Source organism: Primorskyibacter flagellatus, from assembly GCF_014638275.1.
Classification (GTDB): domain Bacteria; phylum Pseudomonadota; class Alphaproteobacteria; order Rhodobacterales; family Rhodobacteraceae; genus Pseudooceanicola; species Pseudooceanicola flagellatus_A.
This window is the reverse complement of sequence record NZ_BMFJ01000003.1, coordinates 79,370-104,934: the sequence shown is the minus strand read 5'-3', so window position 1 is coordinate 104,934 and position 25,565 is coordinate 79,370. Positions and strand designations below refer to the sequence as shown.

Here is a 25,565-nt window from a genome sequence, read left to right as displayed (position 1 = left end):
TTCCATTCAGCTTTGCGCGGCAGCGACTTCGGCGGCCACCAATCGCCACAGTTCTGCCTCCCCGAATGGATCGAGCGGCTTGCCGTTCACGAAGAATGTGGGCGTCTGGCGAATTCCCACGGTCTCGACGTCAGCACGATCCTGGTTCAGGATCGCCACGACATCGGGTGCCAGCATTTGCGTGCGCGCGGCCTCGGCATCGAGTCCGGCCGTGGCGGCGATCTGAAGGATCAGGCCGGGCTCCGGGGCACCGTGCGACGCCCATTTCGGCTGTTCCCGCAGAACGGCCTCGAGCACCGGCACGTAAACATCCTGCATGCGTGCCGCCTCGAGCACGCGGATGGCTTCCTCGGATGCCGCGCCGTGGAAGGGCGTGTAGCGGATCACGACGCGAACCGCGTCGCCATGTTCCGCCATGATGTCTTTGACGATTGGGTGAAACGCGCGACAGGCCTCGCAAGCCGGGTCGAAAAATTCAACGATCGTGACGGGCGCATCCGCAGGCCCGAGGATGGGCGAGTAGGGGCGGTTCATCGCGTCCGCAAGTTCCGGAGCAACAGGCTCGGCTTCGGCCACCGGGCCGGGGCGGTTTGCAAACCAGGTGGCTCCGGCGAAACCGGCGACGCCGAGGGCGAGAACGGACAGGATCAGGCCGCGTCGGTTCATGTTCGTGTGTCCTTCAATGAAAGGGCCGACAGCGCCCCGATCAGCGCGAAGGTGGCGAGCGCCATCAGCGGGATCGGGATGCCGAAGACCAGTTGGTTGTCATCGGTGCAAGAGGGGCCGGTGGCCGTGCAGGGCTGGATGCGTTCGGGAACAAGACCGACGTACAGGCCCATGTGCCACAGGGCGATTGCGCCGCCGCCAAGCGCCAATGCGATGCCGTAGCGCCCCACACGGCCGTCCCGCCACCAAAGGCCCAGCCCTAGGATAATGGCCAAGGGAAACATGAAGGCGCGCTGGAACCAGCACAGCACACAGGGCGTCTGCCCCAGCACCTCGCCGATGAAAAGCACGGCAAGCGAGGCGACGAGCGCGATGATCCACGCCAGCCCGAGGGCTGTTTCTCCGGATATGCGGTTCATGTCGATCAGATCCTCTCTTCCAGATCGGCGAGAATCTCTTCGGCCGGGGTGCCGTAGGGCCAGGAGTCGGCAAAGCCCGCGTCGGGATCGAAGAGGAACAGATGCGACGTGTGGCCCATCGTGTAACCATCCGGCACTGCGGCCTCTTCGACGCGTTCAAAGAAGATCGGAAACGTCTCGGATGTGGCGGCGATTTGTTCCGGCGTGCCCGTCAGCCCGATGATGCCCGCATCGAACAGCGGGACGTATTCGGCGAGTGCGGCGGGCGTGTCCCGTTCGGGGTCGATTGTTATGAAAATCGGCTGGACCTTGGCGGCATCGTCGCCCAGACCGTCCATCACCGCCGCGACCTCTGACAGGGTCGTCGGGCAGACGTCGGGACAGTTGGTGAAGCCGAAAAACACCAGCATCCAGCGCCCCGCAAAGTCCTCCTCGGTTCGAACCATACCCTGGTGGTCCGTTAGTTCGAACTCAGCGAAAAAAGGCGGTTCGGCGTCGGTTCGGGCGCGGTCGGCACGATAGTCGGACCAGAGTAAAAGCCATACGAAGGCAAGCGCTGCCACGCCTGCCAAAACCCAAAGAAACTTCTGTGCCGATGTAAGGGACAATCCTGTTCGCCTGTTTTTGATTCTTATTGCATGTGCGGATACATCCTCTAGCCGCTAGAGGTTCAAGCACGAAATCATAGTATCGCTTGAACTCACGCGTCTGTGAATCCGACACTTGTTTATTCCGACGGCAAAACCTACACCAACTGTATCTTTTTCATGGAGGCGAAAATGCTCACGATCGGCACTCTGTCAAAGAAGACTGGCACAAAAGTGCAGACCATCCGGTACTACGAACAGATCGGACTCATGCCCGAACCTGGCAGGACCGAAGGCGGACAGAGGCGCTACGACAATGCACAGCTCGATCGACTGTCCTTCATCCGCCACTCGCGACAACTCGGTTTCTCGCTCGATGCGATCCGCGAGCTGCTCGACCTCAGCGACCATCCCAACCGGCCCTGCCACGAGGCCGATGCCATCGCGCGCCGGCAGCTCAAACAGGTGGAGCAGCGCATGGCGCGCCTGAAGGCGCTGCGCACGGAACTGAAACGCATGGTTCACGAATGCAGCGGCGGGCGGACGGGAGATTGCAAGGTGCTTGAGGTGTTGCGGGACCATTCGGAATGCCTGACCGAACACGAGGAAACCGGGGCCTGAAGGAATTCAGCCAACATTCCGGCTGGAACGCAGATCAGCCGCAGAAGTTAATGTGTCGTACAACACAAGCTGGAACCACAAAATGGCCGCTAGACAAGATTCAATGGAGAGACGGACGCTTTGGATCGTTCTTGCGCTCAATATCGGTTTGGCAGTGGCCTTTTTCGCAACAGGCGCCTTCGGCGATTCAAGCGCCCTGATTGCCAACGGGCTCGATAACCTCTCCGACAGCTTCGTCTACGCGATCAGCCTTTTCGCTTTGTCCCGATCCGATAAATGGAAACGCGGGGCGGCGAACGTTTCCGGTGGGCTGCTGATCCTGTTCGCTGCAGGCATCCTCTACGATGCGTGGCGCCGCTACATCGGCGGGTCAGATCCGCTTGGGACGATCATGATCGCCATGGCCCTGATTGCGGCGGCTATCAACGCAGTCTGCGTCTGGCTGCTCGCTAAGCTCAAAGATCCGGACGTCAGCATCCGCGCGGCCAACACATTCAGTTACAACGATTTCGCCGCGAACCTCGGAATCGTCTTGGCTGGTGGTCTCGTCGCCTGGCTGGGAACCAACTGGCCGGACCTCGTCGTCGGCGTGATTGTCGCCGGGATCGCGGCCTGGGGAGGTATCGACATTCTGCGCGACGCACACGGCGAACACCACAAAGCAGTTCATACGGGCAAATAGTTGCGGGAGATTCTTTCTGAAAGAAAGGGTTGAAGCTATAGTGACTATAGCAATTAGACTTGTTCCAAGACGATTCGAGGAGCGACTCCGTTGCAGATGACCGACCCCCAACTTGCACCTACCAAACTACTGGATTTTGATGCCGCGCCTCTTGCGCATCTAATTGAGACCCGCAGCTGGCGCGGCTTATCCGAATACGATCGGATCGGAGCTGCCTATGATTTCGTTCGGAATGAAATCGCGTTCGGATACAATCGAGCCGACGACATCCCCGCCTCGGATGTGTTTTCCGACGGCTATGGGCAGTGCAATACCAAAGGGACGCTCTTGATGGCGCTGCTGCGTGGTGTCGGCATCCGTTGCCGGTTGCATGGGTTTGCGATCCACAAAGGCTTGCAGCGCGGTGATGTCCCTGAGCCGGTTTATCCGCTTGCTCCGCAGGAAATTCTCCACTCATGGGTAGAGATCGAATATCAAGGTGCTTGGATCAACCTCGAAGGCTTCATCCTGGATGACGCTTTCCTCAAAGTCCTGCAAACGTCTTTCTCGGACACGGACAGTCTCTGCGGTTATGGCGCGGGCACGGATTGTCTTGGCGCGCCTCCCGTCGCCTGGAACGGAGAAGATACCTACATTCAGAAAACCGGCATCGTGCAAGATTTCGGCGTGTTTGATACGCCGGATGCTTTCTATTTGTCCCATGAGCAATCCTTTGGATGGCTGCGTGGTGCCCTTTACCGTCATATCATACGCCACTGGATGAATACGCGCGTACGTGGTTTCCGCAGCGGCCGCGTGAAGACTGACCGACGCGCGGCTCACGCGCATGAGGAGCCTGCCAATGCCACATGACCACGGGCACGCGCATATCGATCCGAATTCTGGCGATCGGCGGGTTGCGATCGCGATCTGGGCGAATGGGCTACTTACCGTTGCGCAAGTCGTCGGGGGCATATTCTCGGGCAGTCTGGCACTGATCGCCGATGCGCTGCACAACTTTTCCGATATGGCCTCGCTTGTCATTGCCTTCGCCGCGCGCAAGATCGCGCGCCGACCGGCCGATGAACGTATGACCTTCGGCTATGGCAGGGTCGAAATCGTTGCGGCCCTGATCAACTACACGACCCTGATCGTGATCGGCTTCTACCTAGTCTACGAAGGTGGCATGCGCATGATTAATCCACCCGAAGTCATGGGGTGGACCGTCGTCATTCTCGGTGGAATCGCCCTTGTGGTCGACACGCTGACCGCAATGCTGACCTATTCAATGCAGAAGGGGAGCGTGAACATCCGCGCGCTGTTTCTCCACAACCTTTCGGATGCGATGGCTTCAGTGGCCGTCATAGTCGGCGGGACGCTCATTATACTTTATGATATGCGTTGGGTTGATCCGGCCATCACCATCGGCATCGCGCTCTACATCCTCTACCTGGCCTTCACCGAGATCGGTGGTCCAATCCGGACGCTGATGCTCGGCAGCCCGCCGGACATCGACAACGAGGTCGTCGTCGAAGCGATGCGGAAAGTCGAAGGCGTCGCCGACGTCCACCACGTCCATCTCTGGCAAATGCAAGAGCACGAGGCTGCGCTCGACTGCCATGTCGTCGTGGCAGCCGAGGGGTGGTCGAAGATTGAAGAGATCAAGAGCGCGATCAAGAAGCGGCTGAAGGGAGAATTCGGCATCAGCCATTCCAGCCTCGAATTCGAGCACGAGGATCGCGCTCATCAGAACGCCGATCTCTATGGTCACGGTAATTCGAGAGATGGGGAGGAAACTCATACTCACGAAAAAAGCTGACCGAGCATGAGGATATCATTTCCTCATTTGCGACGGCAAGTTGACGTCGACCAACGTCAAGTGGACTGATGAACCTTTGCATGAGCAACTGGCTGCGAAGGGCAGTAGCGAAGGTCTGAGGCGGATACACTACAGGGGTATCACGTCCCAGTTACAGAATGTCACTTGACCTCCCCTTGCTGGAAGGTTGTAGCAGTAACTATATGACCTGCGTTTTTCGCCTTGTTTTGATTCTCATGCTGACCTTCGGTCCAGTGACTGCGCCGGATATGTCGTCGGCCAGTATGTCAATCACGGCTATGGCGCAGATGGAACCCACCGAAAGCGCGGATGGCCGTTGCGGCGGGTGCGATCCCACCGGATTTGCTGAGGGCACTGCCTGTGAAGGTGGGTGTCCTGTTCCTTGCGGCTCCAGCGGTACTTCTGGCCTCTTTGCCAAGATGCCGTCAGCGCGGCTCACGAGGCCTTTTGGTACTGCCGTCCGGGGTGCCGAACCTCTGATCTCACTCGGCACGAATCCGTCGCTTGATCCATTCCCTCCCAAACTGCCTGTCTGAACCTGAAACCGGCCTCGCCTGCTGCGAGGCCTGATTGTTGCCTTGGCCGAAGCTGGCTGAGTGCGACCCTTTCAGATCAAGGCAGTTGCGATGATCCTCCACAGACCGATTTCACGAAGGCACGTGCTGCACACCGGTGCCGCCTTCACAGCTCTATCCGCTCTGTCACCTGCACGAATGGCGATGGCCGATCCAACAGGGGACCCCTTCGTGCTACGCGCGGCATCCGGACAGGCCGCCCTGCGACCGTTGCCATACGGCCCGACTAATGTCTGGAGCTATAGCGGATCCGTCCCCGGACCTGAAATCAGGGTCCGGCAAGGCGACCGTATCCGGGTTCTGGCTCAGAATGGGTTGGATGAAGGGACCACAATCCACTGGCATGGCATCCGCACGCCCAATGCGATGGACGGGGTGCCGTTCCTCACGCAGGACCCGATCCCCGTCGCGGGCGAATTCCTTTACGAATTCGATGCGCTGGATGCGGGCACGTTCTGGTACCATCCGCACCAGCGCAGTTCCGAACAGGTCGGACGCGGCCTTTACGGGCCGCTGATCGTCGAGGAGGCGGACCCGATCCGCGTGGATCGGGACCTGACCTGGATGCTGGACGACTGGCGCATGACCCGCGACGGACAGATTGCGGGTGACTTCGGCAGCCGCCACGACGCCATGCATGGCGGTCGTATCGGGAATTCCGTGACGATCAACGGTCAGATGCCGGAGCGCATTGCGGTGCGGTCCGGCGAACGTATCCGGCTGCGATTGATCAACACAGCGAACGCGCGGATTTTTGGGCTGGATTTCGGGGCTCTTGAGCCTGTCGTAGTCGCTTTGGACGGTCAGCCCGTGACGCCTCATGTCCCTGATAGCAACATCGTTGTGATCGGCCCGGCCATGCGTGTCGATCTGGTGATCGACATGACCGGCAAGCCTGGAGACGCCGTGACCGTCATCGATACCTTCTACGAGGGGCTCGAATACCGGCTGGTCGATCTTGCCTACGGACCGGACAGGTTGCGGGACGCGGTACCGGACTGGTCGATGGACCTGCCGCCCAACCCGCTGGCCGAACCGGACATTGCGTCGGCCGCGCGGCACCAGATCGTCTTCAACGGCGGAATGATGGGGCAGATGATGATGGGCAGCGGTATGGGGTCGATGATGGACCAGATGCGCGAGGGCAACATGTGGTTCATCAACGGAGAAGCCGCGACGGGTCATATGATGGACCCCTTGCTGGTCCTGCCGCAGGGCACGTCGCACGTGTTCGAGATGGATAATCGCACCGCCTGGCACCATCCGATCCATTTTCACGGGCATTCGTTCCGTGTGATCGCCCGCAACGGACAACCGACTCGGTATCGCGAATGGCAGGACACCGTCCTGATGGCACCCGAAGAACGGGTCGAGATCGCCTTCGCCGCGGACAATCCCGGTGACTGGATGTTCCATTGCCACATTCTGGAACACCAGGCGGCGGGCATGATGGGCGTCATCCGTGTGGAACCTGGCACGACCAAAAACTGAAACTCACACACTTAGGACCATGAAAATGAATGAACCGATAAAGAAGATACTTGGATTTGCCAGCCTCGGCACGGCAGGTGCCGTCGCCGTCCTTGCGATGAGCCTGAATGCCGCGCCTGCCGCGGCGCAGGAGATCACGCTCTACAAGAACCCACAATGCGAATGTTGCGAGAGCTACGCGGACTATCTGCGCGAGAACGGTTTCACGGTGGAGGTGAAGCCGACCCACGACCTGGCGCAGATCAGCCGCGATGCGGGCATCCCGGATGACTTCCAAGGCTGCCATACAGCCTTTTTGGACGATTACGTCGTCAGCGGCCACGTGCCGATTGATGTCGTCAACAGGCTGCTGGAAGAGCGCCCGGAAATTGCCGGTGTGACTCTTCCCGGCATGCCATTGGGGTCGCCGGGTATGGGCGGCGCGAAACAGGAGCCCTTCAAGATTTACACCGTCGAAGAAGGTGTGAGCCCGACCGTCTATGCGGTCGAATGATCAATCGCGCGGTCTGGTGCGAACCCGTGTCAGACCGGCTTCAAGGGAAAACAATGGATGGAATGCATGATGATGGACGGTGGAATGATGGGCGGCGGCATGATGATTGCGATGGGCCTCGTCTGGTTGCTGATCGTGGGTGTGCTGGTGCTCGCGGCGAATGCCTTGGTCAAATACATCCGCTCGGACAGCGGAAAATAGAAATGTTCCAGAATGCGGATTGAGGGTGCCAACAGCGGCGACAGCCTGTTGTCGATGGGATTGGTCTGGGCGCTTTGCGTCCTGCTTGTCCTGTTGTCGCTCGCGGCACTTTTCATTCTCTGTATGTGGTTCGTAACAAGAAGGCGGAAGTACCGTGAAAAAAACCATTAGGCTCGCTGCGGTCCTGCTCGCCACAACGGTTTTGCCAGTAGCAGCGCAGAGCGACGTACTCATGGGCGAGCGCCTTTATCAAGAGAATTGTGCCAGTTGCCATGGGGCGAACCTGGAGGGGCAACCAGATTGGCGCACACGATTGCCGAACGGCAAGTTGCCTGCCCCGCCGCATGACGCCTCCGGCCATACGTGGCATCACCCCGACCGCGTATTGCTCGACATCGTGAAACGCGGACCGGCGGCGATTGTCGGGAACGGGTACGAAAGCGACATGCCCGGATATAAGGATGTGCTGACAGACGATGAGATTACGGCGATCATTGACTACATCAAGAGCAGATGGCCCAACCGGATCCGCGCGTCGCAGGAAAGCCGATCCCTTGCCGATGAGCAGGCGCAGCCATGACGGAAGAGGTCGAGGGAAATGCCGACCCTGTGTCGCGACGCAGTATCTCCGGGTTCGTGCTGGTGCCGCTGATAGCTTTTGCCTTCATGGTCCTGTTCGGTTGGGGGCTTTTCAGGGGTGGCGACGATTTGCCGTCGGTACTTCTCGGCAAACCCGTGCCCGACTTCGCGCTTCCCCCGGTGCTTGGCCGCGAGGAAGGGCTTTCGACGCAGGACCTGATCGGACACGTGTCACTGGTGAACGTCTTCGCCTCGTGGTGTGTGCCCTGCCGTGCCGAACACCCGCTGTTCATGGAATTGAGCACCACAGGCGAGGTGCCGCTCTACGGAATCAACTACAAGGACCCGCCCGATCAGGCGCGCGCCTGGCTCGACGACTTGGGTGATCCCTATGCGCGCATCGGGGCCGACATCAACGGACGCGCCGGTATCGAATGGGGCGTCTATGGCGTGCCCGAAACCTACGTCATCGCCGATGGCACCATCGCCTACCGCCATGTCGGTCCGATCACGCGAGCGATCCTGCAGGATACGCTGCTGCCGATCGTCCGTGACCTCAAAACCCAATCCGCCAAGGAGACAACGCCATGAAAATTCTGAAACCGGTGCTAATCGCCTGGGCACTGTCCGTCGGCGCGGCGTTTGCCGGGCCGCAGGGGTTTGCACTGCATGACACCCCGCAGCCTGTCGCCAATGTGCGCTACGAGAAAGAAGACGGCAACCGGGGAGACATGGAAGATTTTCGCGGCAAGGTGATCCTCGTGAACGTCTGGGCAACCTGGTGCGTCCCCTGCCGCGAAGAGATGCCGACGCTGGATGCGCTTCAGGCGGAACTTGGCGGCGGCGACTTCGAAGTGGTCGCCCTGTCCATCGACCGGGCCGGATCACAAGTGGTTCGGCGCTTCTACGACGAAATCGGTGTCACCAACCTCAATATGTATGTCGATCAGACCATGCTCTCGATGACCGCGCTGCGCACCGTTGGCCTGCCGACGACAATCCTGATCGACGCGCAGGGGCAGGAGCTCGGGCGACTGGTCGGCCCGGCCGAATGGGATGATCCCGAGATGGTGTCCTTTTTGCGAAGCTTTATTGAATGAATCCCAGCAAAAGTCCACTGCTCACCCTTGACCTTCCAGTTACTGGAATGACTAGCTTTTAATCATCGAAAGGACTTTCTGGATGACCGAAATATCACCTTCCAACATTGCGGGTGCCGCCAACATCGAAAGCGCAGGAAATTGGCCCAGGTGGTTGACGCGCAGACGATTGCTGTTCGTCGGTGCGGCAACCGTGATGGGGGGCGGCATGGCCCTGAACTGGGGATGGCTCACCGCGATCGGGCTCGCGCCTGTTCTGGTCTCGCTGGCCCCCTGTGCCGCGATGTGCGGCCTGGGTCTGTGCATGAAGGGCGGGTCTAGAAAGGGATGCTCCAACTCGCCGGACGGGGCGTCTCCCGACTGAGTTCTTTCGATAACCACACGATCAACCCAAGGAGAAAACCATGAGAAAAACACTTACAACTTTCGTCGTTGCGACGGCCCTTACCGCAAGTGCATTTGCCGTCAGCGCCCAGGAACAGACCACGCCGGAAACGGGCGAAATGATGCAGAATGAGGGGGCCATGCAAGGCGGCATGATGGACGGCGACATGATGGGCATGATGAAGATGATGGCCGAAATGAAACCCATGATGGAAGCCTGCACCGAGATGATGGCGTCCATGACCGAGAATATGGACGGCGGCATGATGCCGTCGGAAAAGTCTGACGGCTAGATTTGCCCAAATGCCTGTCGGTCAACGGATCGGCAGGCATTTATTGTAAGGATACAAGAATTGACAGCACTGACACGGCGCGCCGCTTTAGCGATACTCGCGGCCACGATTTCGTCTCCGGCCTTCGCCAATCATCCGGGGGAAAACCTGGATGCGCGCATGTTCGAGATGGAGCCCTACTTCCAAGCCATCGATGCAGCGCAGGCTCCGGGTTTCGAGCTGCAGGATTCCGAGGGGAATCCCGTGCGCCTGTCGGATTTCAGCGACAAGGTGGTCATCCTTCATTTCATCTACGCCGACTGCCCGGATATCTGCCCGCTCCATACGGACAAGATCGCGGCGATTCAGGCCTCGATCAACGACGGTCCGATGAAGGATCTTGTGCAGTTCATCTCGATCACCACCGATCCGGTGAATGACACGCCGGACGTGCTGCGCGATTACGCGGACCGGCATGGGCTCGATCCGAGCAACTGGGTCATTCTGACCAAACGATCCGATCAGGCCAATGACGCGACGCGCCTTCTGGCGCGGGAATATGGGCTGGAGTTCACGATGACCGCCGACAGCGACATGATGATGCACGGAGCGGTCACCCATGTCGTGGACATCGGCGGGCGGTTCGCTGCAAAATTCCATGGCATGGACTTCAAGAACGTGAACCTGATCCTCTATGTCAGCGAGTTGATCAACAACGCCCAGCATCGACGCCGGGAGCCCAGCTGGTGGGACCGGCTGACAGGTGTGTTTCAATGAGTGTCGTCGCGACTGGCGTCAGGCTGTCCTCGACAGACGGAGTTTCCCTGACAGCTCTGCGTCGGTATTTTGCGGTGATCATCCCGGCCAACTTGATCTGGGAGTTCGCTCATATGCCGCTCTACACGATCTGGAACGAGGGCACTTGGGGTGAGATTGTCTTCGCAGCCGTCCATTGCACGGGTGGCGATATCCTGATCGCCATGAGCGCGCTGATGCTTGCCCTCATGCTGTCGGGCCGGGGCTGGCCCCTGGTCGCCTCGACGCGGCGGTCTGTGACCGTCCTGACGGTGGTGTTCGGGCTCGGATACACGCTGTTCAGCGAATGGCTCAACATCGTGATCCGCGCGGCCTGGGCCTATTCGGACCTGATGCCGATCATTCCGATCCTCGATGCGGGCCTGTCACCTGTGTTGCAATGGATCGTGATACCGCTGGTCGCGTTCTGGTGGGTCTGGCGGCCTTTCAACAACGATCGTGATGTATGATGGATATTTCCGGCATCGGCATCTTCGCGGCGTTTCTGGCGGGAGCCATCTCGTTCCTGTCACCCTGCGTCCTGCCGCTGGTGCCGGGCTACGTATCCTACATCGCAGGGCAACCAGATTTGCGCACGACGCGGTCGGTCGGCTTGCGGGCGCGCGCCGGGGCGCTCGGGTTGAGTGCCTGCTTTGTCCTGGGCTTTTCGACGGTCTTCGTCGCCCTCGGGGCCGGGGCCAGCGCGCTCGGATCCCTGCTGCTGACATGGCGCACCGAGCTGAACTATCTCGGCGGCGCGATCATCATTCTGTTCGGACTGGTCATGCTGGGTGTCTTTCGTCTCAATGCGTTCTCGCGCGATACCCGTTTCAATCTCGACATTCCCGGCGGTCGCCCGTTTGGGGCCTACGTGCTGGGACTGGCCTTCGCCTTTGGCTGGACACCTTGCATCGGTCCGATCCTCGGCGCAATCCTGACGCTCAGTTCGACCTCCGGCGGCATGTCGGACGGCATCTGGCTGCTGTCGATCTATTCCGCTGGACTGGGGGTGCCTTTCCTGCTGGCCGCGCTCTTCACCGACGCCATCGCCGCGCGGGTAAGGCAGATCGGCAAAGCCGGTCGCTGGCTCTACAAGGGCGCGGGTGTTGCCATGATCATCATGGGAGTTGCCATCATGACCGGGCAATTGTCACGGTTTGCCTATTGGCTGCTGGGGACGTTTCCCTTTCTCGCGACGATCGGGTGACGAACTTGGAACCAGCTCTTGGCGTGATGGCTGACAAGTGGGGATCATCTCCCCCACTCAAAAAGGTCGTACACGCCGCGCCCCTATAGAGGTCGCGGGGCCGTCAGCCGATCAGGTAGACCCGGATCGGCATCCAGATACCCATGATCATCATCATCAGGTTCTCGGTGAGCGAGACGAACCCTAGTGGCACGTTGCTGTCCCCCCCGACGCAGGCGCATTTCAACTTGCGCTTGTCGATGTACACGGCCTTGAAGACCGAAACCGCGCCGACGGTGCCGATGAACAAGGCCACGGGTGCCGACAGCCAGGTGAGCGCCCCGGCGACCATGAGGATACCGGCGAAGGCCTCTCCGAAGGGATAGAGATAGCCGTAGCGCACCCAGCGGCGCGCCAGCAGGTCGTAATTCAGGAACATGGTCGAAAAGCTCTCGACATCCTGAAGCTTCTGCACTGCAAGCAAGCACATCGAGATCGAGACGAACCATTCCAGCGCGCGCAGGCTGAGGATGGTTCCAAAGCTGTACCATGACAGGCCGAGCGCCATCAGAAACGCGACGGCAAAGATCGCGATCACCGGCTGATAGGAGGTGTCCGAGCGCTCACTTTCCGGCGCGTCGAGGCCGAAATGGACCCGCAGATCGTCATAGCCGCCGATCCGCTTGTCGCCGATCCAGGTCTGCGGAGTGGTTTCGACGCCATGTTCATCCATGAAGGCATCGGTTTCCTCGCGTGTCGTCAGGTGATGATCCTCGACCTCGTACCCTTCGCGTTCGAGCAGGTCCTTGGACTTCAGGCCATAGGGGCAAAGATGATCCTGCATGACCATCCGGTAGAGTTGGGCTGATTTCGATGCGTCTTTCGGCATGGTGTTTCCTCCAGTTTCTGGTTCAGGCACCGCAACCGTAATATCCGCGATACCCTGCACGCAGACCGGACTCAAGTTCGAGAACGAGATCGGCGTCCTGCATTTCGCCACTATTTGCGTCCAATGTGCCGGTTCCGCTCGGCGCGCTCAACTCCACTGTCATGCCCTCCGTGCCCCAAGTGCTTCCGGCGTCGCCAGCCTCCAGCCGCACCAGATCGCCGCTGATCTTGGCGAGAGCTACACTCCCACCGTCGATGCGGCCCACCGCCAGCGCAGGCCTGCTTGTGGTGGTGTAGGTGAACGTGCACGCGGCGCCGCCGGGAAACATCTGAGCAATGTCCTCCGTAGTAAGAAATTCGAGGTCGAGAATGGCGACTTCCGGGGTTGATAGCGCCTCGTCGAGGCTCACGATCTGCGCCGGTCCGCTTTCTGACTGTGCCGGACTGTCACCGTTGGCGTCGATATCGTTCACCAGATAACGCATCTCGGCGATTTCCTTGTCCTGCGCATAGATGATCTCATCCGCCAGCTTGCGCACGCGCGGGTCCGAGATATCGGCGCGGCTGGAGGTCATGATCGCGATCGAGTGGTGCGGGATCATTGCCCGCATGTAGCTGGTGTCGCCCACCGTCACCTGGCTGCGGACCAGCCAAAGGGAGGCGGCAAAGACCACAGCGGCACCGATGAAGATGGCGGCGTTAGCCATCTTGCTGGAATACATCGACAGCATGAAGCCCAGCATGATGATCGCCATGGTGGCACCCATCAGGAGAGCCATGTAGGCCCGCGTTTCCGACCAGAACACATGCGTCCAGAGGTAGGTATTGAGATACATCAGACCGAACATGACGACGGTAGATGTGGCGATCATCGCGAAAAAGCGGCCATATGACATGAAGTTGTCCTCTCTCGAAATCGTGAAGTCTAAACGTGGAACAACTTTCCCGCGCTGGAATGTTCCGAAATAGCTGCAGCCAGTCGTACCTTATGGGTGGCGCTGCCCGCTGCGGGACGTATCTAAGCCCGCTTAATCCGCTGCCCTGGCGGTCCGGGTCTTATCCTCTTCCATCGCCAGATCTGCGAGAATCGGACAATTAGGCCTGTGATCGCCAGCGCAGGCATCGACAAGGTGCGACAACGTCGCGCGCATCTCGGTCAGTTCTGCGATTTTCCGGTCGATCCGGTCGAGGTGTTCCTCGGCGATCTGCTTGACCTCCGCGCTGGCGCGGTCGGTATCGGCATAGAGTTTCAGCAGGCTCCGGCAGTCCTCGATGGTGAAGCCAAGCGCACGCGCTCGCCCGAGAAACGCCAACTTGTGGACGTCGCTCTGCCGAAAGCTGCGATAACCGTTCGCGCTGCGCAGCGGCTCGACCAGCCCGATGTCCTCGTAGTAGCGGATGGTCTTCGCAGGAAGGCCGGACAGGTCGGCCACGTCTCCGATATTCATGATCGTTTTCTCCTTGTTTCATTCAGCCGGAACGGGGGACAGGCGGGGGGCAGTCGCGGCCTTCGCCGCCTCGTCCATCGCCGGGCGGACACGGCGCAGTCGCAGCGCGTTCGTCAGTACGAAGACCGAGCTGAGCGCCATCGCCCCCGCCGCCAGCACCGGCGACAGCAGCAGGCCCGACACCGGGTAAAGCGCCCCCGCCGCAACCGGGATCAGCGCGACATTGTAGCCGAAGGCCCAGAACAGGTTCTGGCGGATGTTGCGCATGGTGCGCCGCGATATTTCCAGCGCGTTGACCACGCCGCGCAGGTCGCCCGACATCAGCACCACGTCGGCGGATTCGATGGCGACGTCAGTGCCGGTGCCGATGGCGATGCCCACGTCCGCATGGGCAAGCGCGGGCGCATCGTTGATGCCGTCGCCGACAAAGGCGATGTGCTGGCCCGTGCCGCGCAGATCGTCCAATGCCGCGACCTTGCCATCCGGCAGCACACCCGCGATCACATGGTCGATGCCGGTCTCGCGCGCGATCGCTTCTGCCGTCTCGCGCTTGTCGCCGGTGATCATGGCAACCTTCAGGCCCAGATCGTGCAGCGCCCGGATGGCCGCCGTGCTGGACGGCTTCACCGGATCGGCCACGGCGATAAGGGCGGCAACGCGTCCGTCGAGGGCGGCGTAAAGCGCGGTGCGGCCCCGCTCGGCCAGGCGGCGCTCTTCGTCGGCCAACGCACCGATGTCCAGCCCTTCGTGCGTCATCAAACGGTCTGCCCCCACCAGCACGTCGTGGCCCGAGACCTCGGCCCGGACACCGTGGCCGGTGACGGACGCGAAGTTTCGGGCGTCGTGCCGGGCAACGCCCTCGGCCTCTGCCGCCCGCAGGATGGCCTCGGCGATGGGATGTTCCGACCGCGCCTCTACGGCCGCGACCAGAGCCAGCACTTCGGCCCGGTCAAAACCTTCCGTTAGCACCAGATCGGTCAGTTCGGGGCGTCCTTCGGTCACCGTGCCGGTCTTGTCCAGCGCGATCACATCGACGGTAGAAAGCTGTTGCAGCGCATCGCCCTTGCGGAACAGCACACCCATTTCGGCGGCACGGCCGGTGCCCACCATGATTGAGGTCGGCGTGGCCAGCCCCATCGCGCAGGGGCAGGCGATGATCAACACCGATACTCCGGCGACCAGCGCAAAGGACAGGGCGGGCGATGGCCCGACCAGCAGCCAGACGATCACCGTCAGCAGCGCCAGCGCCATGACCGCGGGCACGAACCACAGGGTGATCCGATCCACCAGACCCTGGATGGGCAACTTGGCACCCTGCGCCTCTTCGACCATACGGATGATTTGCGCCAGCGTCGTATCCGCTCCCACGCGTGTCGCACGGAACTGGAAGGCACCGGAACCATTGACGGTCCCGCCGGTGACGGGATCGCCCACGGATTTGGCGACCGGCACCGGCTCTCCCGTGATCATGCTCTCATCGACACGCGCAATGCCTTCGGTCACTTCACCGTCCACGGCAATCCGCTCTCCGGGGCGCACGAGCAGGATGTCGCCCGCGGCGATGCGCTCGATGGCCACGTCCTCAGGCTCTCCGTCCACCAGCACGCGGGCGGTCTTGGCCTGAAGGCCCAGCAGCTTCTGGATCGCTGCGCCGGTGCGGCCCTTGGCGCGCGCCTCCAGCCACCGGCCCAGCAGGATCAGCACGACGATGACTGCCGCCGCCTCGAAATAGACGGCACGCGACCCTTCGGGCAGCAGCGCGGGCGCGAATAGCGCCACGAGAGAATAGAGATAGGCGGCAGAAGTGCCGACCGCGACAAGGCTGTTCATGTCCGGCGCACGCTTGAGCAGGGCTGGAAACCCGCGCGTGTAGAAGCTGCGCCCCGGCCAGAGCAGAACCACCGTGGTCAGGACGAACTGGATCAGCCAGCTTGCCCGATGGCCGATCGTGTCGCCGATCAGACCATGCATGCCGGGGATCAGGTGCGCGCCCATTTCCAGCAGAAACACCGGCAGGGCGAGGGCCGCCGCCAGCGCGGTCCTGCGAGCCAGCGTCCGCGCCTCTTCATCCTTCCGGACACTCGTGTCTTCCGGCGCGCTGTCCTGCGGCAAGGTCGCGGGATAGCCTGCGTCACCCGCCGCCTTGAGCAGGTCGGCGACCACGACCGCGCCTTCGAGATAAGTCACCGTGGCGATTTCCGAGGCCAGATTGACGTTCACGTCCAGCACGCCCGGCACCGCCGCGAGCGCCTTGTCCACCCGACCGACGCAGGACGCGCAGGACATGGAGGCCACGTTCAGGCGAATGCTCTGAGTACGGGCCGGATAGCCGATCTCTTCCAGCTTTTCGACGATGTTCGAAATGCGCCCTGGCGCGTCGAACTGCGCCTGGGCCGTCTCGCTAGCGAGGTTGACGTGAACGTCGCTGACACCCGGCAGGCCGGAAAGCCCACGCTCCACCCGCCCGACGCAAGAGGCGCAGGACATGTTTTGAAGGGAAATTCGGACGTTGTGCGGACCGGACATGGAAATCTCCTGATTCTGATCCTCCCTCACATAAGGGTTCCATTCACTGGAAGGTCAACAGGTGCATCGAGGAATTTTTTCGGGCATTGACCTTCCCATAGGGGAACGCCCTAGGTAGCAGCAGCAAGAAGGAGATCGTGATGATCAGGTTCAGCGTGCCGGACATGAACTGCGGACATTGCACCGCGTCGATAGAGAAGGCCATTGTGACGATAGACCCACACGCGACTGTCACCTGTGACCTGACTGCGCGTTCCGTCGAGGTAGATAGCGCATTGGATGAAAGCGCGCTGAAGGCAGCGATTCTCGATGCAGGCTACGGCTCGGAGCGACAGACTTAGCCCCGGCGACACCGGTCGGCAGGGAAGTATTCTCTGCCATGTAGGCGTCTTCTGCCGACTGGTGCCCGGTTGCCATGTACCTCTCGCGCAACAGTTTTCAGCTTGCGCAGCAAGAATTCGCCTGCCTCGCAAGAATGTGCCAAACCTTCCCGCGCTGTAAGCGTTGACTAAATTGTCGAAACGTCCAAGTTGCCGTTCATGAGAATACGTGTCGCCACTTCAGTATGGGTGAGAGTCCTCACTTGCTTCGCTTTTGCGTTGGCGATGGTTCTGTCTCCACCGTCTGCGGCACACGCGGCCTCAGGAATGCATGATGGTCAGCATTCTGGATCGATCAGCTCCCTTCTCAGCGAACCGACAGTTGGTCAGGGAACTGACATCCACGCCGACCACATGAAACACCCGGCGACAGTTGACGTGGATGACATATCCTCCGACATGGGTGAAACAGAGCATCAATCAACTCAGTGTTGTAACGGAATATGCATTTCTGTCGTCATTCCAGACGCAGACTTGGTATTCCCGGATCCTATTGCTGCGAAAGAATATATGATCCTGAGCGGTCAGGCGCATTCCGTCGAAACATCAGGGTTTCTGCGGCCCCCTCGATTCCTGATCTGAAACGGCGCCCAATCCGGGTGTGAGCCTTGCGCAGACTCTGCGTGAGACATCGTTCATCAATCAGGATACCTTCATGAAAATTCATCTACTCATGGGGGCTTCGGCCCTCGGGCTTGGCGCATGCGCCTATGAGCCTACCCCTTTGCCCTCCGTTGCGACACAACAGGCTGTCGTCAACGCGACCGTTTCGTCTCCGATCAGCTATCAAGATCCCTTGGCTGGCTACACCTATCGTGGTCCGACCGGCCCCCGTGATTGGCGGTCTGTCAATCAAGAGCAGTCGGAGGGCAACTGATGCGGGTATCCAAGATTCCGCTGGTTCTTGGCTTTCCACTTTTCTTGGGTGCCTGCGCTACCGCAGTACCGGTAAGCTACACCGAACCGAAGGCCGGTTTTGCCAATGTGGCCAGCCAGATCACGCCAGCGATCGGCAAACGGACCGTGTTTGCGGAAACGCAGGCCGAAAACGAAGCTCTCAAGAAACAGGTGCACAGCATGGTGCATCAGAAGACGATTTCGGCCGATACGGCGGTCCAGGTTGCGCTGCTGAACAATAAGGGTCTGCAAGCGTCTTACGCCAATGTTGGCCTCTCGGCCGCTGAGGCTTGGCAGCAATCGACGCCGGAAAACCCGATCGTCTCAATTGGTGTCTTGGGAATCGGTGCGCCTGAGCTCGGCGCCTACAGGGCGATCGAAGGGCTGATCCGGTCGAACGTCCTCGATGCCACCACGCGCAAACAGCGTATGGCCATTGCTGATGAAGGCTTCCGACAGGCTCAGCTTGGTGCGGTGAATGACACCCTCGCACTGGCCAATCAGACGCGAAAGGCATGGGTCGATGCAGTCGCCGCCTTCGAGGCAGTGAGCTATCTGCGGCGCGCGAAAGCGACCTCTGACGCCGGCTCTGAACTGGCGATGAGGTTGGGCGAGACCGGCGCACTCAACAAAGCTGGGCAGGCCCGCGAACAGGCATTCAATGCCGAACTGGCGGGGCAACTTGCACAGGCACGATTGAACGCCACTCGGTCCAAGGAGACTTTGACCAGGTTGATGGGCCTCTGGGGCACCGAAGTCGATTACTATGTGCCAGATGCACTTCCTGCACTGCCGCGTTCTGTCGGCCGTGTGACCGACATCGAGGCCAAGGCGCTAAGAAACCGGGTGGATCTGCGTGTTGCCAAACTTGGCCTGGAAGCGCAGGCCAAGGCGTTTGGACTGACCGATCAGACCCGCATTGTCAGCGATCTGGAGATCGTTGCTGGAGCCGAGTTCGAGCGTGAAGTTGGCGGCAATGGCGACATTGAAACCAAGGCTTTACCTCAGGTGGAAGTGGAGTTCGCGATCCCGATCTACGACACCGGCAAGGCCCGGATGCGCAAAGCGGAGTTGACTTATCTTCAAGCGGCCAACGTGCTCGCAGAGAAGGCCGTGAACGTCCGGTCTGAAGCGCGCGGTGCTGAAGCCTCTTATCATGCCGCATACAAAATCGCACGCCACTACCGCGACGTTCTGGTGCCGCTACGCACCACCGTCGAAGAAGAGGGTTTGCTGTCCTACAACGGCATGATCACCAACACTTTCGAGTTGCTGACTGATGTGCGCGAGAAACTTGGCGCATCCCTGGAAGCGGCAAATGCAAAACGCGAATTCTATATGGCACAGGCCGATCTGACCGCCGCGATCTATGGCGGCGGCGAAGGCGGTGATGGTGCTGGTGGAGATGGCGCAACGCTTGCCGCCGGCGGCGGCGCAGGACACTGAAAGGAACTGACATGTTGAATAGACGTCAATTACTCGGAGCCGGTGCCGCAGGCGCAACGTTGATCTCTTCAAAAGCCTGGGGTCAAACCTTGAATATGGGCCTACCCGAAGCCGCGCAGATGGACAGTGCTGCAACGGCGATTACGGCGCGTCCGTCGTCAGGACCGGACTACACACCTGTGGTCACGCTGAACGGGTGGACCCTGCCGCACCGGATGAACAACGGGGTCAAGGAATTTCACCTCTTGGCCGAACCGGTAGAGCGCGAACTTGCAGACGGCATGATCGCGCATTTGTGGGGTTACAACGGCCAGTCCACCGGTCCAACGATCGAAGCAGTCGAAGGCGACCGGGTCCGCATCTACGTTACCAACAAGCTGCCGGAAGGCACCACGGTGCATTGGCACGGGCTCATCCTGCCCTCGGGCATGGATGGGGTCTCCGGTTTGAGTCATCCCAGCATCCCGCCAGGCAAAACGTTCATCTACGAGTTCGACTTGGTGAAATCGGGAACCTTCATGTATCACCCCCATGGCGACGAAATGGCGCAGATGGCGATGGGGATGATGGGCATGTTCGTGGTCCACCCCAAGGATCCCACCTTCATGCCGGTGGATCGCGATTTTCTAATCATGTTGAATGCCTTTGACATTGATCCTGGCACATATGTGCCGCGCATCATGACGATGACGGACTTCAACCTGTGGACGTGGAACAGTCGGATCTTCCCCGACATCGATCCGCTGGTCGTGAACAAGGGCGACAAGGTGCGCGTGCGCGTCGGCAACCTCACGATGACAAACCACCCGATCCACATGCACGGTTATGACTTCAAGGTCACCTGCACGGATGGTGGCTGGGTACCGCCAGAAGCGCAATGGCCGGAAGTCAGCATCGACATCCCTGTGGGCGCGATGCGCGCCTATGAGTTCGTCGCAGACCATCTGGGCGACTGGGCGATTCACTGCCACAAGTCGCACCACACGATGAATGCCATGGGGCACGATGTACCGACGTTCATCGGGGTCAACAAGAAACCACTGACCCAGAAGATCCGTCAGTTCCAGCCGGAATATATGCCCATGGGCATGTCTGGCATGGGGGACATGGCGAAAATGGAAATGCCGCTGCCTGACAACACCATCCCGATGATGACGGGTTGGGGGCCCTACGGCCCCATCGAGATGGGCGGCATGTTTTCGGTCGTAAAGGTGCGGGACGGCATCGACGCGGACGATTACTCCGATCCCGGCTGGTACGAAAATCCTCCGGGCGAGATGGCCTACGAATGGACCGGCGAATTGCCCGAGTTCGCCTCGAACAACAGTCCCAAGACCATTCTCACACCAAGACCAACCTCGAAGGGCTGAACGGCCCTTCGTCAACACCAACCAAACCAACTTACAGGACAATGAAATGAGAAAACTTCTATTGACGACAAGCTTCGCGTTGGCGCTTTCGGCACCAGCATTTGCCTCAGGCACACATGATGGCGGACACGGTGAGACCAAGCCGGCCGCAATGATGATCGGCATGCCGGGTGAAGCCGCCAATGTGGACCGCACAATTGATATCACTCTGCTCGAAAACGACGAAGGCGAAATGCTGATCGAGAGCGAAGAGATGACCATCAAGGAGGGTGAAACCATCCGCTTCAACATCACGAACAAGGGGGAGCTGGAGCATGAATTCGTCCTCGATACGGTCGAGCGCAACGCCGAGCACAAGATCGAAATGGCCAAGATGGACATGGAACACGATGACCCGAACCGTATCCGTCTTGATCCGGGCGCCACGGGCGAGGTCGTCTGGACCTTCGCAAATGCGGGTACGTTCGAAGCCGCGTGCCTGATTCCGGGTCACTACGAGTCCGGCATGCACCGGGAAGTCAAGGTCGGCGATCAGACGGCGCAGGCTGACGTGGAATACACGAGTGGGACCATCAAGAAGATTGACGCCAAGGCCGGCAAGGTCACAATCATCCACGGCCCTCTGGTCAATCTCGATATGCCCGCGATGACGATGGTTTTCCGCGCGGACGAAGCGATGATGGCCAAGATGGCGGAAGGTCAGGACATCGAGTTCATTGCCGACCGGGTTAAGGGCAAGCTTACTGTCACGCAGATGAAGTGAAGACAGACAATGGGGCCGAGGCGAACACGCCCGGCCCCAACGCTTTGAGGCAACTAAACATGGTCCCCTCCTAAAATTTTGGACCAGCCTAGGCCCTGGACTCATAACCAAAAGATCACGGTCGCAGCGAGAGCGGTGGCCGAGAGAATGTGGCAACGGTGTGCCACGCGCCTTAAGTCTTTCAAACGTCCGAACATGATTTCGATCCGGTTGCGCTTTCTGTAGCGACGCTTGTCGTATTAGCCGGGCTTGTCGCGTCACGTTCGACCAGGCATGCAGTTAGCTTCTTTTCGACGAGGGTTTCGCGGAACCGGGTCCGCGTCACATCCCCAGTCCCCCAAGAGCCGGTCTTCAGATGGAAGACTGCTCAGCAATGCTCTGGCCCCGGTATGATCGCTGACGTATTGAGCGTCCTAACGCTTGCCCTGTTGTTCTTTGCAACAGCGGATTACCGCGCAGACGCTAAGTGGCGTCATTCTCTCTTGCGCATCGCGCTTCCTGACCATAGTCAAAAATTGAGCTATGTGACGCGAGTAGTTCTCTGCATTATACAGCCAGTGAGTGTTTATCAGTGCGCCATATCTGCCTGACAGCCCCGTGTTTTCGTCGCGCCCGAGGTAATCGAGTTGTGCCTGACAGAACCGTTGAACTGCGTTTCCCCGCATTGTCCAGCAGACTCTATCTAGCAATAGGCCTTGCCAGAGGTCGTTTCCAATGAAGGCGGTCAAGGCAGAAGCTGCACCAATCGCGCGCCTCATCGGTGCCGACCCAGATCGCACGCTAGCATGGGTCTATGTCTGGAATACTTCTGAACTCTCAATCCTCTGGCTCGATCGTCGCGTACCGCCAAAGTTCATCGACCCTCCCTTACCGAAGGGCGTGCTCGACCAGGCCATTACTGTGACATCTGATGACGTGACCGATTTGCTGACTGCCCTTTCTGAACGCGCGTCAGACGCGTAGCCAACCAAAGCAAACGTAACACACCCTATATCAAAGTATACGTTCATATAGTATTGCCGACGTATGGCATGGAATCGTCAGTAGCTCCGGAGACCAAGACATGCGCAAACGCCTCGCTCCTTTCGTTGCCGCTCTTGCCCTTGGGATCGGTCCTTGTGCCGGGACCACAGCCGCCGCGCAAAGCTATCCGATCGATTGCGCCATATTGCTTTGCCTGTCCGGCGGCTGGCCGGCGTCGGTGCCCTGTGCGCGGGCGCGGGCGGAGTTCATCCGGCGGATCACCCCATGGCCAATCGAGCCTCCTCTTCAGATCTGGCGGTGCCCCATGGGCGCAGCCTATCCAAAGAACAGTGACGAAGGCCCCCTCGCCCGCCTCTATGACGCCGTGTTTGACCGATCCGCCCCGACCATGCCTGCGCCGGGTCCAGCAATCTTGAGCCATATGCTTTCACCCCGACATTGGCCCGACGCGGAGGATCAAGAAGTCCGGCGTCTCCCGAAAGGTTTTGCGCTGCAACTCGCACAAGGCGCCGACATCGACATCAGCGGCCCTGAGTTCAACTTCGTCCGTTCGATCCGCGTTTACGATGTCCGCCACGCGGGTCAGTACGACGCGAGCGAAGCTGGGTGCGTGAGATCGGCAGCAGTCTACCTCGGGAGCTACAGCACCCAAGGCTCATTCTCCTGGGCAAGATCTACACCAGAAGCATTGCCCGAAGCGCATGTCGGCCTGGAGACCTGGGGCATGAACTGCCCGGACCTCTACCACCGATCCGTCTTCGTCGACTGGCAGGATTATCAAGGCAACTACGGCTTTGAGCAGATCAACTACTGACAGCCTCACGTGGCCTGAAAATCAAATCCGGTGATCCGCGTCCGTGGCGCCTTCGGCCTTGGCGAGCAACGTCGACGCATCGACCTCCATGGCCCGCGCCAACACGATCAGCTCGATCACGTCGATCCGACGCTCACCACTTTCGACCCGGGCAACGAAGGATTGGTGGCACTTGAGCCGGTCGGCGAGCTGCTCTTGCGTCAGGCCAGCCGCTTTCCGCGCCGCGACCAATGCGTCGCGGAGTGCTTCATGCCCGGAACTCCTGATTGTCTTTGCCACGCGTCACATGCCTCTTGCGACGGGGCTAATCCAGTTTGCAGATTATCTAAAAAGTAGATAGTTTGTACCCACGAACGATATCACCGTCGCAGGCAACCGGCAGTGGCGTATGAGTCAAACGTTCTCACTTTGCGGACCAGTCAATCGGCCGCTGTCTGGACGAAGCGGCCGTACTCCTCGCTCACCTCTCTGGCCTCCGCGAAGGCTCGGGACCGCTCCTCGTCCAGGCACCGCAGGTAGGACTGGATATCGCGGAAGTAGAGGTCAAAGTCCCGACGGATGATATCGGCATAATCCTGGGCGTCCCGAGCGTCCATCGGCACAAATGGTCGCTGCGGCGCGATGCAGGTTTCGGCAGAGGCCCCGTGCACCGAAAGGGGCAAGAGTATACAAAGCGCTAGGAGGTGCGATTTTGAAGGAAAGATTCGGCGAAGCCTTATTCTCTTGATCGCAGGCATGGGAGGCGTCTATCCGTTTGAATGAGCGAGAATCCGCTAGGCGGCGCATGGATATAACTTGTGCGTCAATACTATATCATCGTATGACTGGGCATCAACTGATGATACCCGGCCATTCGCCTTATTGGAGAGTGTGACCAGGGTGATGGATCTAGAAAAAGAAGCCCCGAATGTGGTCACCGAACCCAGATTCCGCGATCTGGTCGCCAGCGGCTATCGCGTGGAAGTTGTCTGCAAGGCGAACGCCTTCAGAAAAGGCCCCAATTGGCACGGGTCCTGGATCCTGCGCGCCGTCAGCGACGCCGGCGTCGAAAAACTCCTCGTCACCGCGCGAACACGGACCTCCCGGAACGACATCAAGATCCGCGAGATCAAGACCGTCACCGGGGTCATCTCGCTGCTTCAAGCCATCGGGTTCTCCCACGCCGATGTGCCACTCGAGGAAGGCCGACGCACGGTGCACAAGCTTTCCAGCGAAGAGATGGCGGCGCTCCGGCTTTAGCGCCCTCCTCGTCTCCCTCCTGAGCGCTCCCGTCTCGGCCCAGATGGTACTGGTGATGGAGAGCGACGGAACCCTCCGCCCGAGCCAGCGGCAGGACCGGTTCGCCCGCAACTACACCGACGGCATCGGACAAGGCTCAGCGGCCGACGATCTCAAGGTCCTGGGCGAGAGGGCCGCGACACTCAGCACCTCCGCCTCCCTCCCGGCCCCCCGGATTCCCAAGCCGCATATCCTCGCCGCCATCGAAGAGACCGCGCTGCGCTACGCCGGTCATCGTGGCTTGCGCGCCGCCGACATCACCGTCACCACCTGGCTCAACCTCTACCGCGCCAATATCGAGATCGAGAGCGGCTACAATCCGCACGCAGTGTCCCGCGTCGGCGCCATCGGCCTCGGGCAGCTCATGCCGGACACCGCCCGGGTCCTCGGCGTCGATCCCCGGGACTGGCAGCAGAACCTGACCGGATCGGCGCAATATCTCGCGATGATGCTGGCCGAGTTCGGCGACGTCCGGCTGGCGCTTGCCGCCTACAACGCCGGACCCGAGGCCGTCCGGAAGCACGCAGGCATTCCCCCGTTCACCGAGACCCGGAACCACGTCCAGCGTGTGCTGGCCGTCGTCAATCGACTGGAAGGAGCATCTCAATGAAGTCCCGATCTTACGCACTGCACATTGCCCTCATCGCGCTCTTCGCGCTGCTGGCCGATCCAGCGATGGCGCAGAGCATCGATCTCTCGCCGATCCAGAGCCTCCTGCAGGGGATCGTAGATGCGCTGACCGGTCCGCTTGGCGTGGTCATCGCCACCTTGGCCGTGCTCGGGGTGTTCCTGAGCTGGTTCTTCAACATCATCGACCTGCGGCAGGCCCTCTGGGTGCTCGTCGGCATCGCGGGCGTCGCCGCCGCGCCGACCATCGTCGCGGCCGTCTTCGGGTCCTGAT

At 60.1% G+C, this 25,565-nt stretch carries 33 protein-coding genes and 1 pseudogene; 24 read left to right on the top strand and 10 right to left on the bottom strand.

Features of this window, described 5'->3' with window-relative positions:
* Positions 1 to 6 precede the first annotated feature (6 nt).
* From IEV87_RS19995 to IEV87_RS19985, 3 genes are read right to left on the bottom strand one after another with little or no spacing between them, the layout of a single operon-like run.
* Positions 7 to 666: a DsbA family protein gene (locus IEV87_RS19995; RefSeq protein WP_188479587.1), complete on the bottom strand. Its 660-nt coding sequence runs from the start codon at positions 664 to 666 to the stop codon at positions 7 to 9.
* Entirely contained in the window at positions 663 to 1,085 is a 423-nt protein-coding gene (locus tag IEV87_RS19990) for a disulfide bond formation protein B (protein WP_188479586.1), read from the bottom strand. The genes IEV87_RS19995 and IEV87_RS19990 overlap by 4 nt, the downstream gene beginning before the upstream one ends.
* 5 nt (positions 1,086 to 1,090) lie before the next feature.
* Positions 1,091 to 1,657, bottom strand: coding sequence for an SCO family protein (locus IEV87_RS19985; RefSeq protein WP_188479585.1), 567 nt, complete (start codon positions 1,655 to 1,657; stop codon positions 1,091 to 1,093).
* A 207-nt stretch (positions 1,658 to 1,864) separates the two neighbouring features.
* Between IEV87_RS19985 and IEV87_RS19980 the strand changes: the two genes are divergently transcribed.
* The 15 genes from IEV87_RS19980 to IEV87_RS19910 all read left to right on the top strand — a co-directional run bounded on the left by IEV87_RS19980 (position 1,865) and on the right by IEV87_RS19910 (position 11,891).
* Positions 1,865 to 2,293 (top strand): MerR family transcriptional regulator, encoded by a 429-nt coding sequence (locus tag IEV87_RS19980; protein WP_188479584.1) that lies wholly within the window; start codon positions 1,865 to 1,867, stop codon positions 2,291 to 2,293.
* A 103-nt stretch (positions 2,294 to 2,396) separates the two neighbouring features.
* The gene (locus tag IEV87_RS19975; RefSeq protein WP_188479583.1) at positions 2,397 to 2,975 is read left to right on the top strand and encodes a cation transporter; all 579 of its coding nucleotides are present in this window, start codon (positions 2,397 to 2,399) and stop codon (positions 2,973 to 2,975) included.
* A 96-nt stretch (positions 2,976 to 3,071) separates the two neighbouring features.
* Positions 3,072 to 3,827, top strand: coding sequence for a transglutaminase-like domain-containing protein (locus IEV87_RS19970; protein WP_188479615.1), 756 nt, complete (start codon positions 3,072 to 3,074; stop codon positions 3,825 to 3,827).
* The gene (locus IEV87_RS19965; RefSeq protein ID WP_188479582.1) at positions 3,817 to 4,773 is read left to right on the top strand and encodes a cation diffusion facilitator family transporter; all 957 of its coding nucleotides are present in this window, start codon (positions 3,817 to 3,819) and stop codon (positions 4,771 to 4,773) included. The genes IEV87_RS19970 and IEV87_RS19965 overlap by 11 nt, the downstream gene beginning before the upstream one ends.
* Positions 4,774 to 5,420: 647 nt before the next feature.
* The gene (locus tag IEV87_RS19960) at positions 5,421 to 6,860 is read left to right on the top strand and encodes a multicopper oxidase family protein (RefSeq protein WP_188479581.1); all 1,440 of its coding nucleotides are present in this window, start codon (positions 5,421 to 5,423) and stop codon (positions 6,858 to 6,860) included.
* A gap of 25 nt (positions 6,861 to 6,885) precedes the next feature.
* Complete coding sequence (locus IEV87_RS19955) at positions 6,886 to 7,353, top strand: DUF411 domain-containing protein (RefSeq protein ID WP_229737728.1); 468 nt, start codon at positions 6,886 to 6,888, stop codon at positions 7,351 to 7,353.
* A gap of 57 nt (positions 7,354 to 7,410) precedes the next feature.
* Positions 7,411 to 7,554 (top strand): hypothetical protein, encoded by a 144-nt coding sequence (locus IEV87_RS19950; RefSeq protein WP_188479622.1) that lies wholly within the window; start codon positions 7,411 to 7,413, stop codon positions 7,552 to 7,554.
* A 154-nt stretch (positions 7,555 to 7,708) separates the two neighbouring features.
* Positions 7,709 to 8,134: a c-type cytochrome gene (locus IEV87_RS19945; RefSeq protein WP_373284072.1), complete on the top strand. Its 426-nt coding sequence runs from the start codon at positions 7,709 to 7,711 to the stop codon at positions 8,132 to 8,134.
* Complete coding sequence (locus tag IEV87_RS19940; protein WP_188479580.1) at positions 8,131 to 8,724, top strand: DsbE family thiol:disulfide interchange protein; 594 nt, start codon at positions 8,131 to 8,133, stop codon at positions 8,722 to 8,724. The genes IEV87_RS19945 and IEV87_RS19940 overlap by 4 nt, the downstream gene beginning before the upstream one ends.
* On the top strand, positions 8,721 to 9,233 hold the full coding sequence (locus IEV87_RS19935) for a TlpA family protein disulfide reductase (RefSeq protein WP_188479579.1): 513 nt from the start codon (positions 8,721 to 8,723) through the stop codon (positions 9,231 to 9,233). Before IEV87_RS19940 ends, IEV87_RS19935 begins: the two co-directional genes overlap by 4 nt.
* An 82-nt stretch (positions 9,234 to 9,315) precedes the next feature.
* Positions 9,316 to 9,597 (top strand): hypothetical protein, encoded by a 282-nt coding sequence (locus tag IEV87_RS19930; RefSeq protein WP_188479578.1) that lies wholly within the window; start codon positions 9,316 to 9,318, stop codon positions 9,595 to 9,597.
* A 40-nt stretch (positions 9,598 to 9,637) separates the two neighbouring features.
* Entirely contained in the window at positions 9,638 to 9,910 is a 273-nt protein-coding gene (locus tag IEV87_RS19925) for a hypothetical protein (RefSeq protein ID WP_071974092.1), read from the top strand.
* A 159-nt stretch (positions 9,911 to 10,069) separates the two neighbouring features.
* On the top strand, positions 10,070 to 10,666 hold the full coding sequence (locus IEV87_RS19920) for an SCO family protein (RefSeq protein ID WP_229737727.1): 597 nt from the start codon (positions 10,070 to 10,072) through the stop codon (positions 10,664 to 10,666).
* Positions 10,663 to 11,154, top strand: coding sequence for a hypothetical protein (locus IEV87_RS19915; protein ID WP_009503822.1), 492 nt, complete (start codon positions 10,663 to 10,665; stop codon positions 11,152 to 11,154). Before IEV87_RS19920 ends, IEV87_RS19915 begins: the two co-directional genes overlap by 4 nt.
* Entirely contained in the window at positions 11,151 to 11,891 is a 741-nt protein-coding gene (locus IEV87_RS19910) for a cytochrome c biogenesis CcdA family protein (RefSeq protein WP_009503821.1), read from the top strand. Before IEV87_RS19915 ends, IEV87_RS19910 begins: the two co-directional genes overlap by 4 nt.
* A gap of 103 nt (positions 11,892 to 11,994) precedes the next feature.
* Here IEV87_RS19910 and IEV87_RS19905 read toward each other — a convergent pair whose 3' ends face one another.
* From IEV87_RS19905 to IEV87_RS19890, 4 genes are all read right to left on the bottom strand, one after another.
* On the bottom strand, positions 11,995 to 12,759 hold the full coding sequence (locus IEV87_RS19905; protein ID WP_188479577.1) for a MauE/DoxX family redox-associated membrane protein: 765 nt from the start codon (positions 12,757 to 12,759) through the stop codon (positions 11,995 to 11,997).
* Between the two features lie 22 nt (positions 12,760 to 12,781).
* Positions 12,782 to 13,654, bottom strand: a complete 873-nt coding sequence (locus IEV87_RS19900) for a DUF305 domain-containing protein (RefSeq protein ID WP_188479576.1) — start codon at positions 13,652 to 13,654, stop codon at positions 12,782 to 12,784.
* 132 nt (positions 13,655 to 13,786) lie between these two features.
* Entirely contained in the window at positions 13,787 to 14,206 is a 420-nt protein-coding gene (gene cueR / locus IEV87_RS19895; protein WP_037941731.1) for a Cu(I)-responsive transcriptional regulator, read from the bottom strand.
* 18 nt (positions 14,207 to 14,224) lie between these two features.
* Positions 14,225 to 16,732 (bottom strand): heavy metal translocating P-type ATPase, encoded by a 2,508-nt coding sequence (locus tag IEV87_RS19890; protein ID WP_188479575.1) that lies wholly within the window; start codon positions 16,730 to 16,732, stop codon positions 14,225 to 14,227.
* A gap of 140 nt (positions 16,733 to 16,872) precedes the next feature.
* On the opposite strand from IEV87_RS19890, the gene IEV87_RS19885 reads away from it, so the two are divergent.
* The 4 genes from IEV87_RS19885 to IEV87_RS19870 all read left to right on the top strand — a co-directional run bounded on the left by IEV87_RS19885 (position 16,873) and on the right by IEV87_RS19870 (position 21,588).
* Positions 16,873 to 17,073, top strand: coding sequence for a heavy-metal-associated domain-containing protein (locus tag IEV87_RS19885; RefSeq protein WP_188479574.1), 201 nt, complete (start codon positions 16,873 to 16,875; stop codon positions 17,071 to 17,073).
* A gap of 915 nt (positions 17,074 to 17,988) precedes the next feature.
* Positions 17,989 to 19,455 carry a TolC family protein gene (locus IEV87_RS19880; protein ID WP_188479573.1) on the top strand — a complete coding sequence of 489 codons (1,467 nt, stop codon included), beginning with the start codon at positions 17,989 to 17,991 and terminating at the stop codon, positions 19,453 to 19,455.
* Between the two features lie 11 nt (positions 19,456 to 19,466).
* The gene (locus tag IEV87_RS19875) at positions 19,467 to 20,825 is read left to right on the top strand and encodes a multicopper oxidase family protein (protein ID WP_188479572.1); all 1,359 of its coding nucleotides are present in this window, start codon (positions 19,467 to 19,469) and stop codon (positions 20,823 to 20,825) included.
* Positions 20,826 to 20,871: 46 nt separating this feature from the next.
* Positions 20,872 to 21,588 (top strand): copper-binding protein, encoded by a 717-nt coding sequence (locus tag IEV87_RS19870; protein ID WP_188479571.1) that lies wholly within the window; start codon positions 20,872 to 20,874, stop codon positions 21,586 to 21,588.
* A 101-nt stretch (positions 21,589 to 21,689) separates the two neighbouring features.
* On the opposite strand, the pseudogene IEV87_RS22910 reads toward IEV87_RS19870, so the two are convergent.
* Positions 21,690 to 21,998 (bottom strand): annotated as a pseudogene (locus IEV87_RS22910) (IS5/IS1182 family transposase); the annotation flags it as partial.
* 304 nt (positions 21,999 to 22,302) lie between these two features.
* Here IEV87_RS22910 and IEV87_RS19865 point away from each other — a divergent pair.
* The gene (locus IEV87_RS19865; protein ID WP_188479570.1) at positions 22,303 to 22,551 is read left to right on the top strand and encodes a hypothetical protein; all 249 of its coding nucleotides are present in this window, start codon (positions 22,303 to 22,305) and stop codon (positions 22,549 to 22,551) included.
* Positions 22,552 to 22,651: 100 nt separating this feature from the next.
* Positions 22,652 to 23,386: a hypothetical protein gene (locus tag IEV87_RS19860; protein WP_229737726.1), complete on the top strand. Its 735-nt coding sequence runs from the start codon at positions 22,652 to 22,654 to the stop codon at positions 23,384 to 23,386.
* A 21-nt stretch (positions 23,387 to 23,407) separates the two neighbouring features.
* On the opposite strand, the gene IEV87_RS19855 is transcribed toward IEV87_RS19860, so the two are convergent.
* Positions 23,408 to 23,665 carry a helix-turn-helix domain-containing protein gene (locus IEV87_RS19855; protein WP_040608795.1) on the bottom strand — a complete coding sequence of 86 codons (258 nt, stop codon included), beginning with the start codon at positions 23,663 to 23,665 and terminating at the stop codon, positions 23,408 to 23,410.
* 140 nt (positions 23,666 to 23,805) lie between these two features.
* Positions 23,806 to 24,123, bottom strand: a complete 318-nt coding sequence (locus tag IEV87_RS19850; protein ID WP_188479569.1) for a hypothetical protein — start codon at positions 24,121 to 24,123, stop codon at positions 23,806 to 23,808.
* Positions 24,124 to 24,268: 145 nt separating this feature from the next.
* Here IEV87_RS19850 and IEV87_RS19845 point away from each other — a divergent pair, with 145 nt between their 5' ends.
* From IEV87_RS19845 to IEV87_RS19835, 3 genes are read left to right on the top strand one after another with little or no spacing between them, the layout of a single operon-like run.
* Positions 24,269 to 24,625 (top strand): hypothetical protein, encoded by a 357-nt coding sequence (locus IEV87_RS19845; RefSeq protein ID WP_040608793.1) that lies wholly within the window; start codon positions 24,269 to 24,271, stop codon positions 24,623 to 24,625.
* Positions 24,626 to 24,668: 43 nt separating this feature from the next.
* Positions 24,669 to 25,274, top strand: coding sequence for a lytic transglycosylase domain-containing protein (locus IEV87_RS19840; protein ID WP_188479568.1), 606 nt, complete (start codon positions 24,669 to 24,671; stop codon positions 25,272 to 25,274).
* Complete coding sequence (locus IEV87_RS19835) at positions 25,271 to 25,564, top strand: TrbC/VirB2 family protein (RefSeq protein ID WP_188479567.1); 294 nt, start codon at positions 25,271 to 25,273, stop codon at positions 25,562 to 25,564. The genes IEV87_RS19840 and IEV87_RS19835 overlap by 4 nt, the downstream gene beginning before the upstream one ends.
* The last annotated feature ends 1 nt before the right edge of the window (position 25,565 follow it).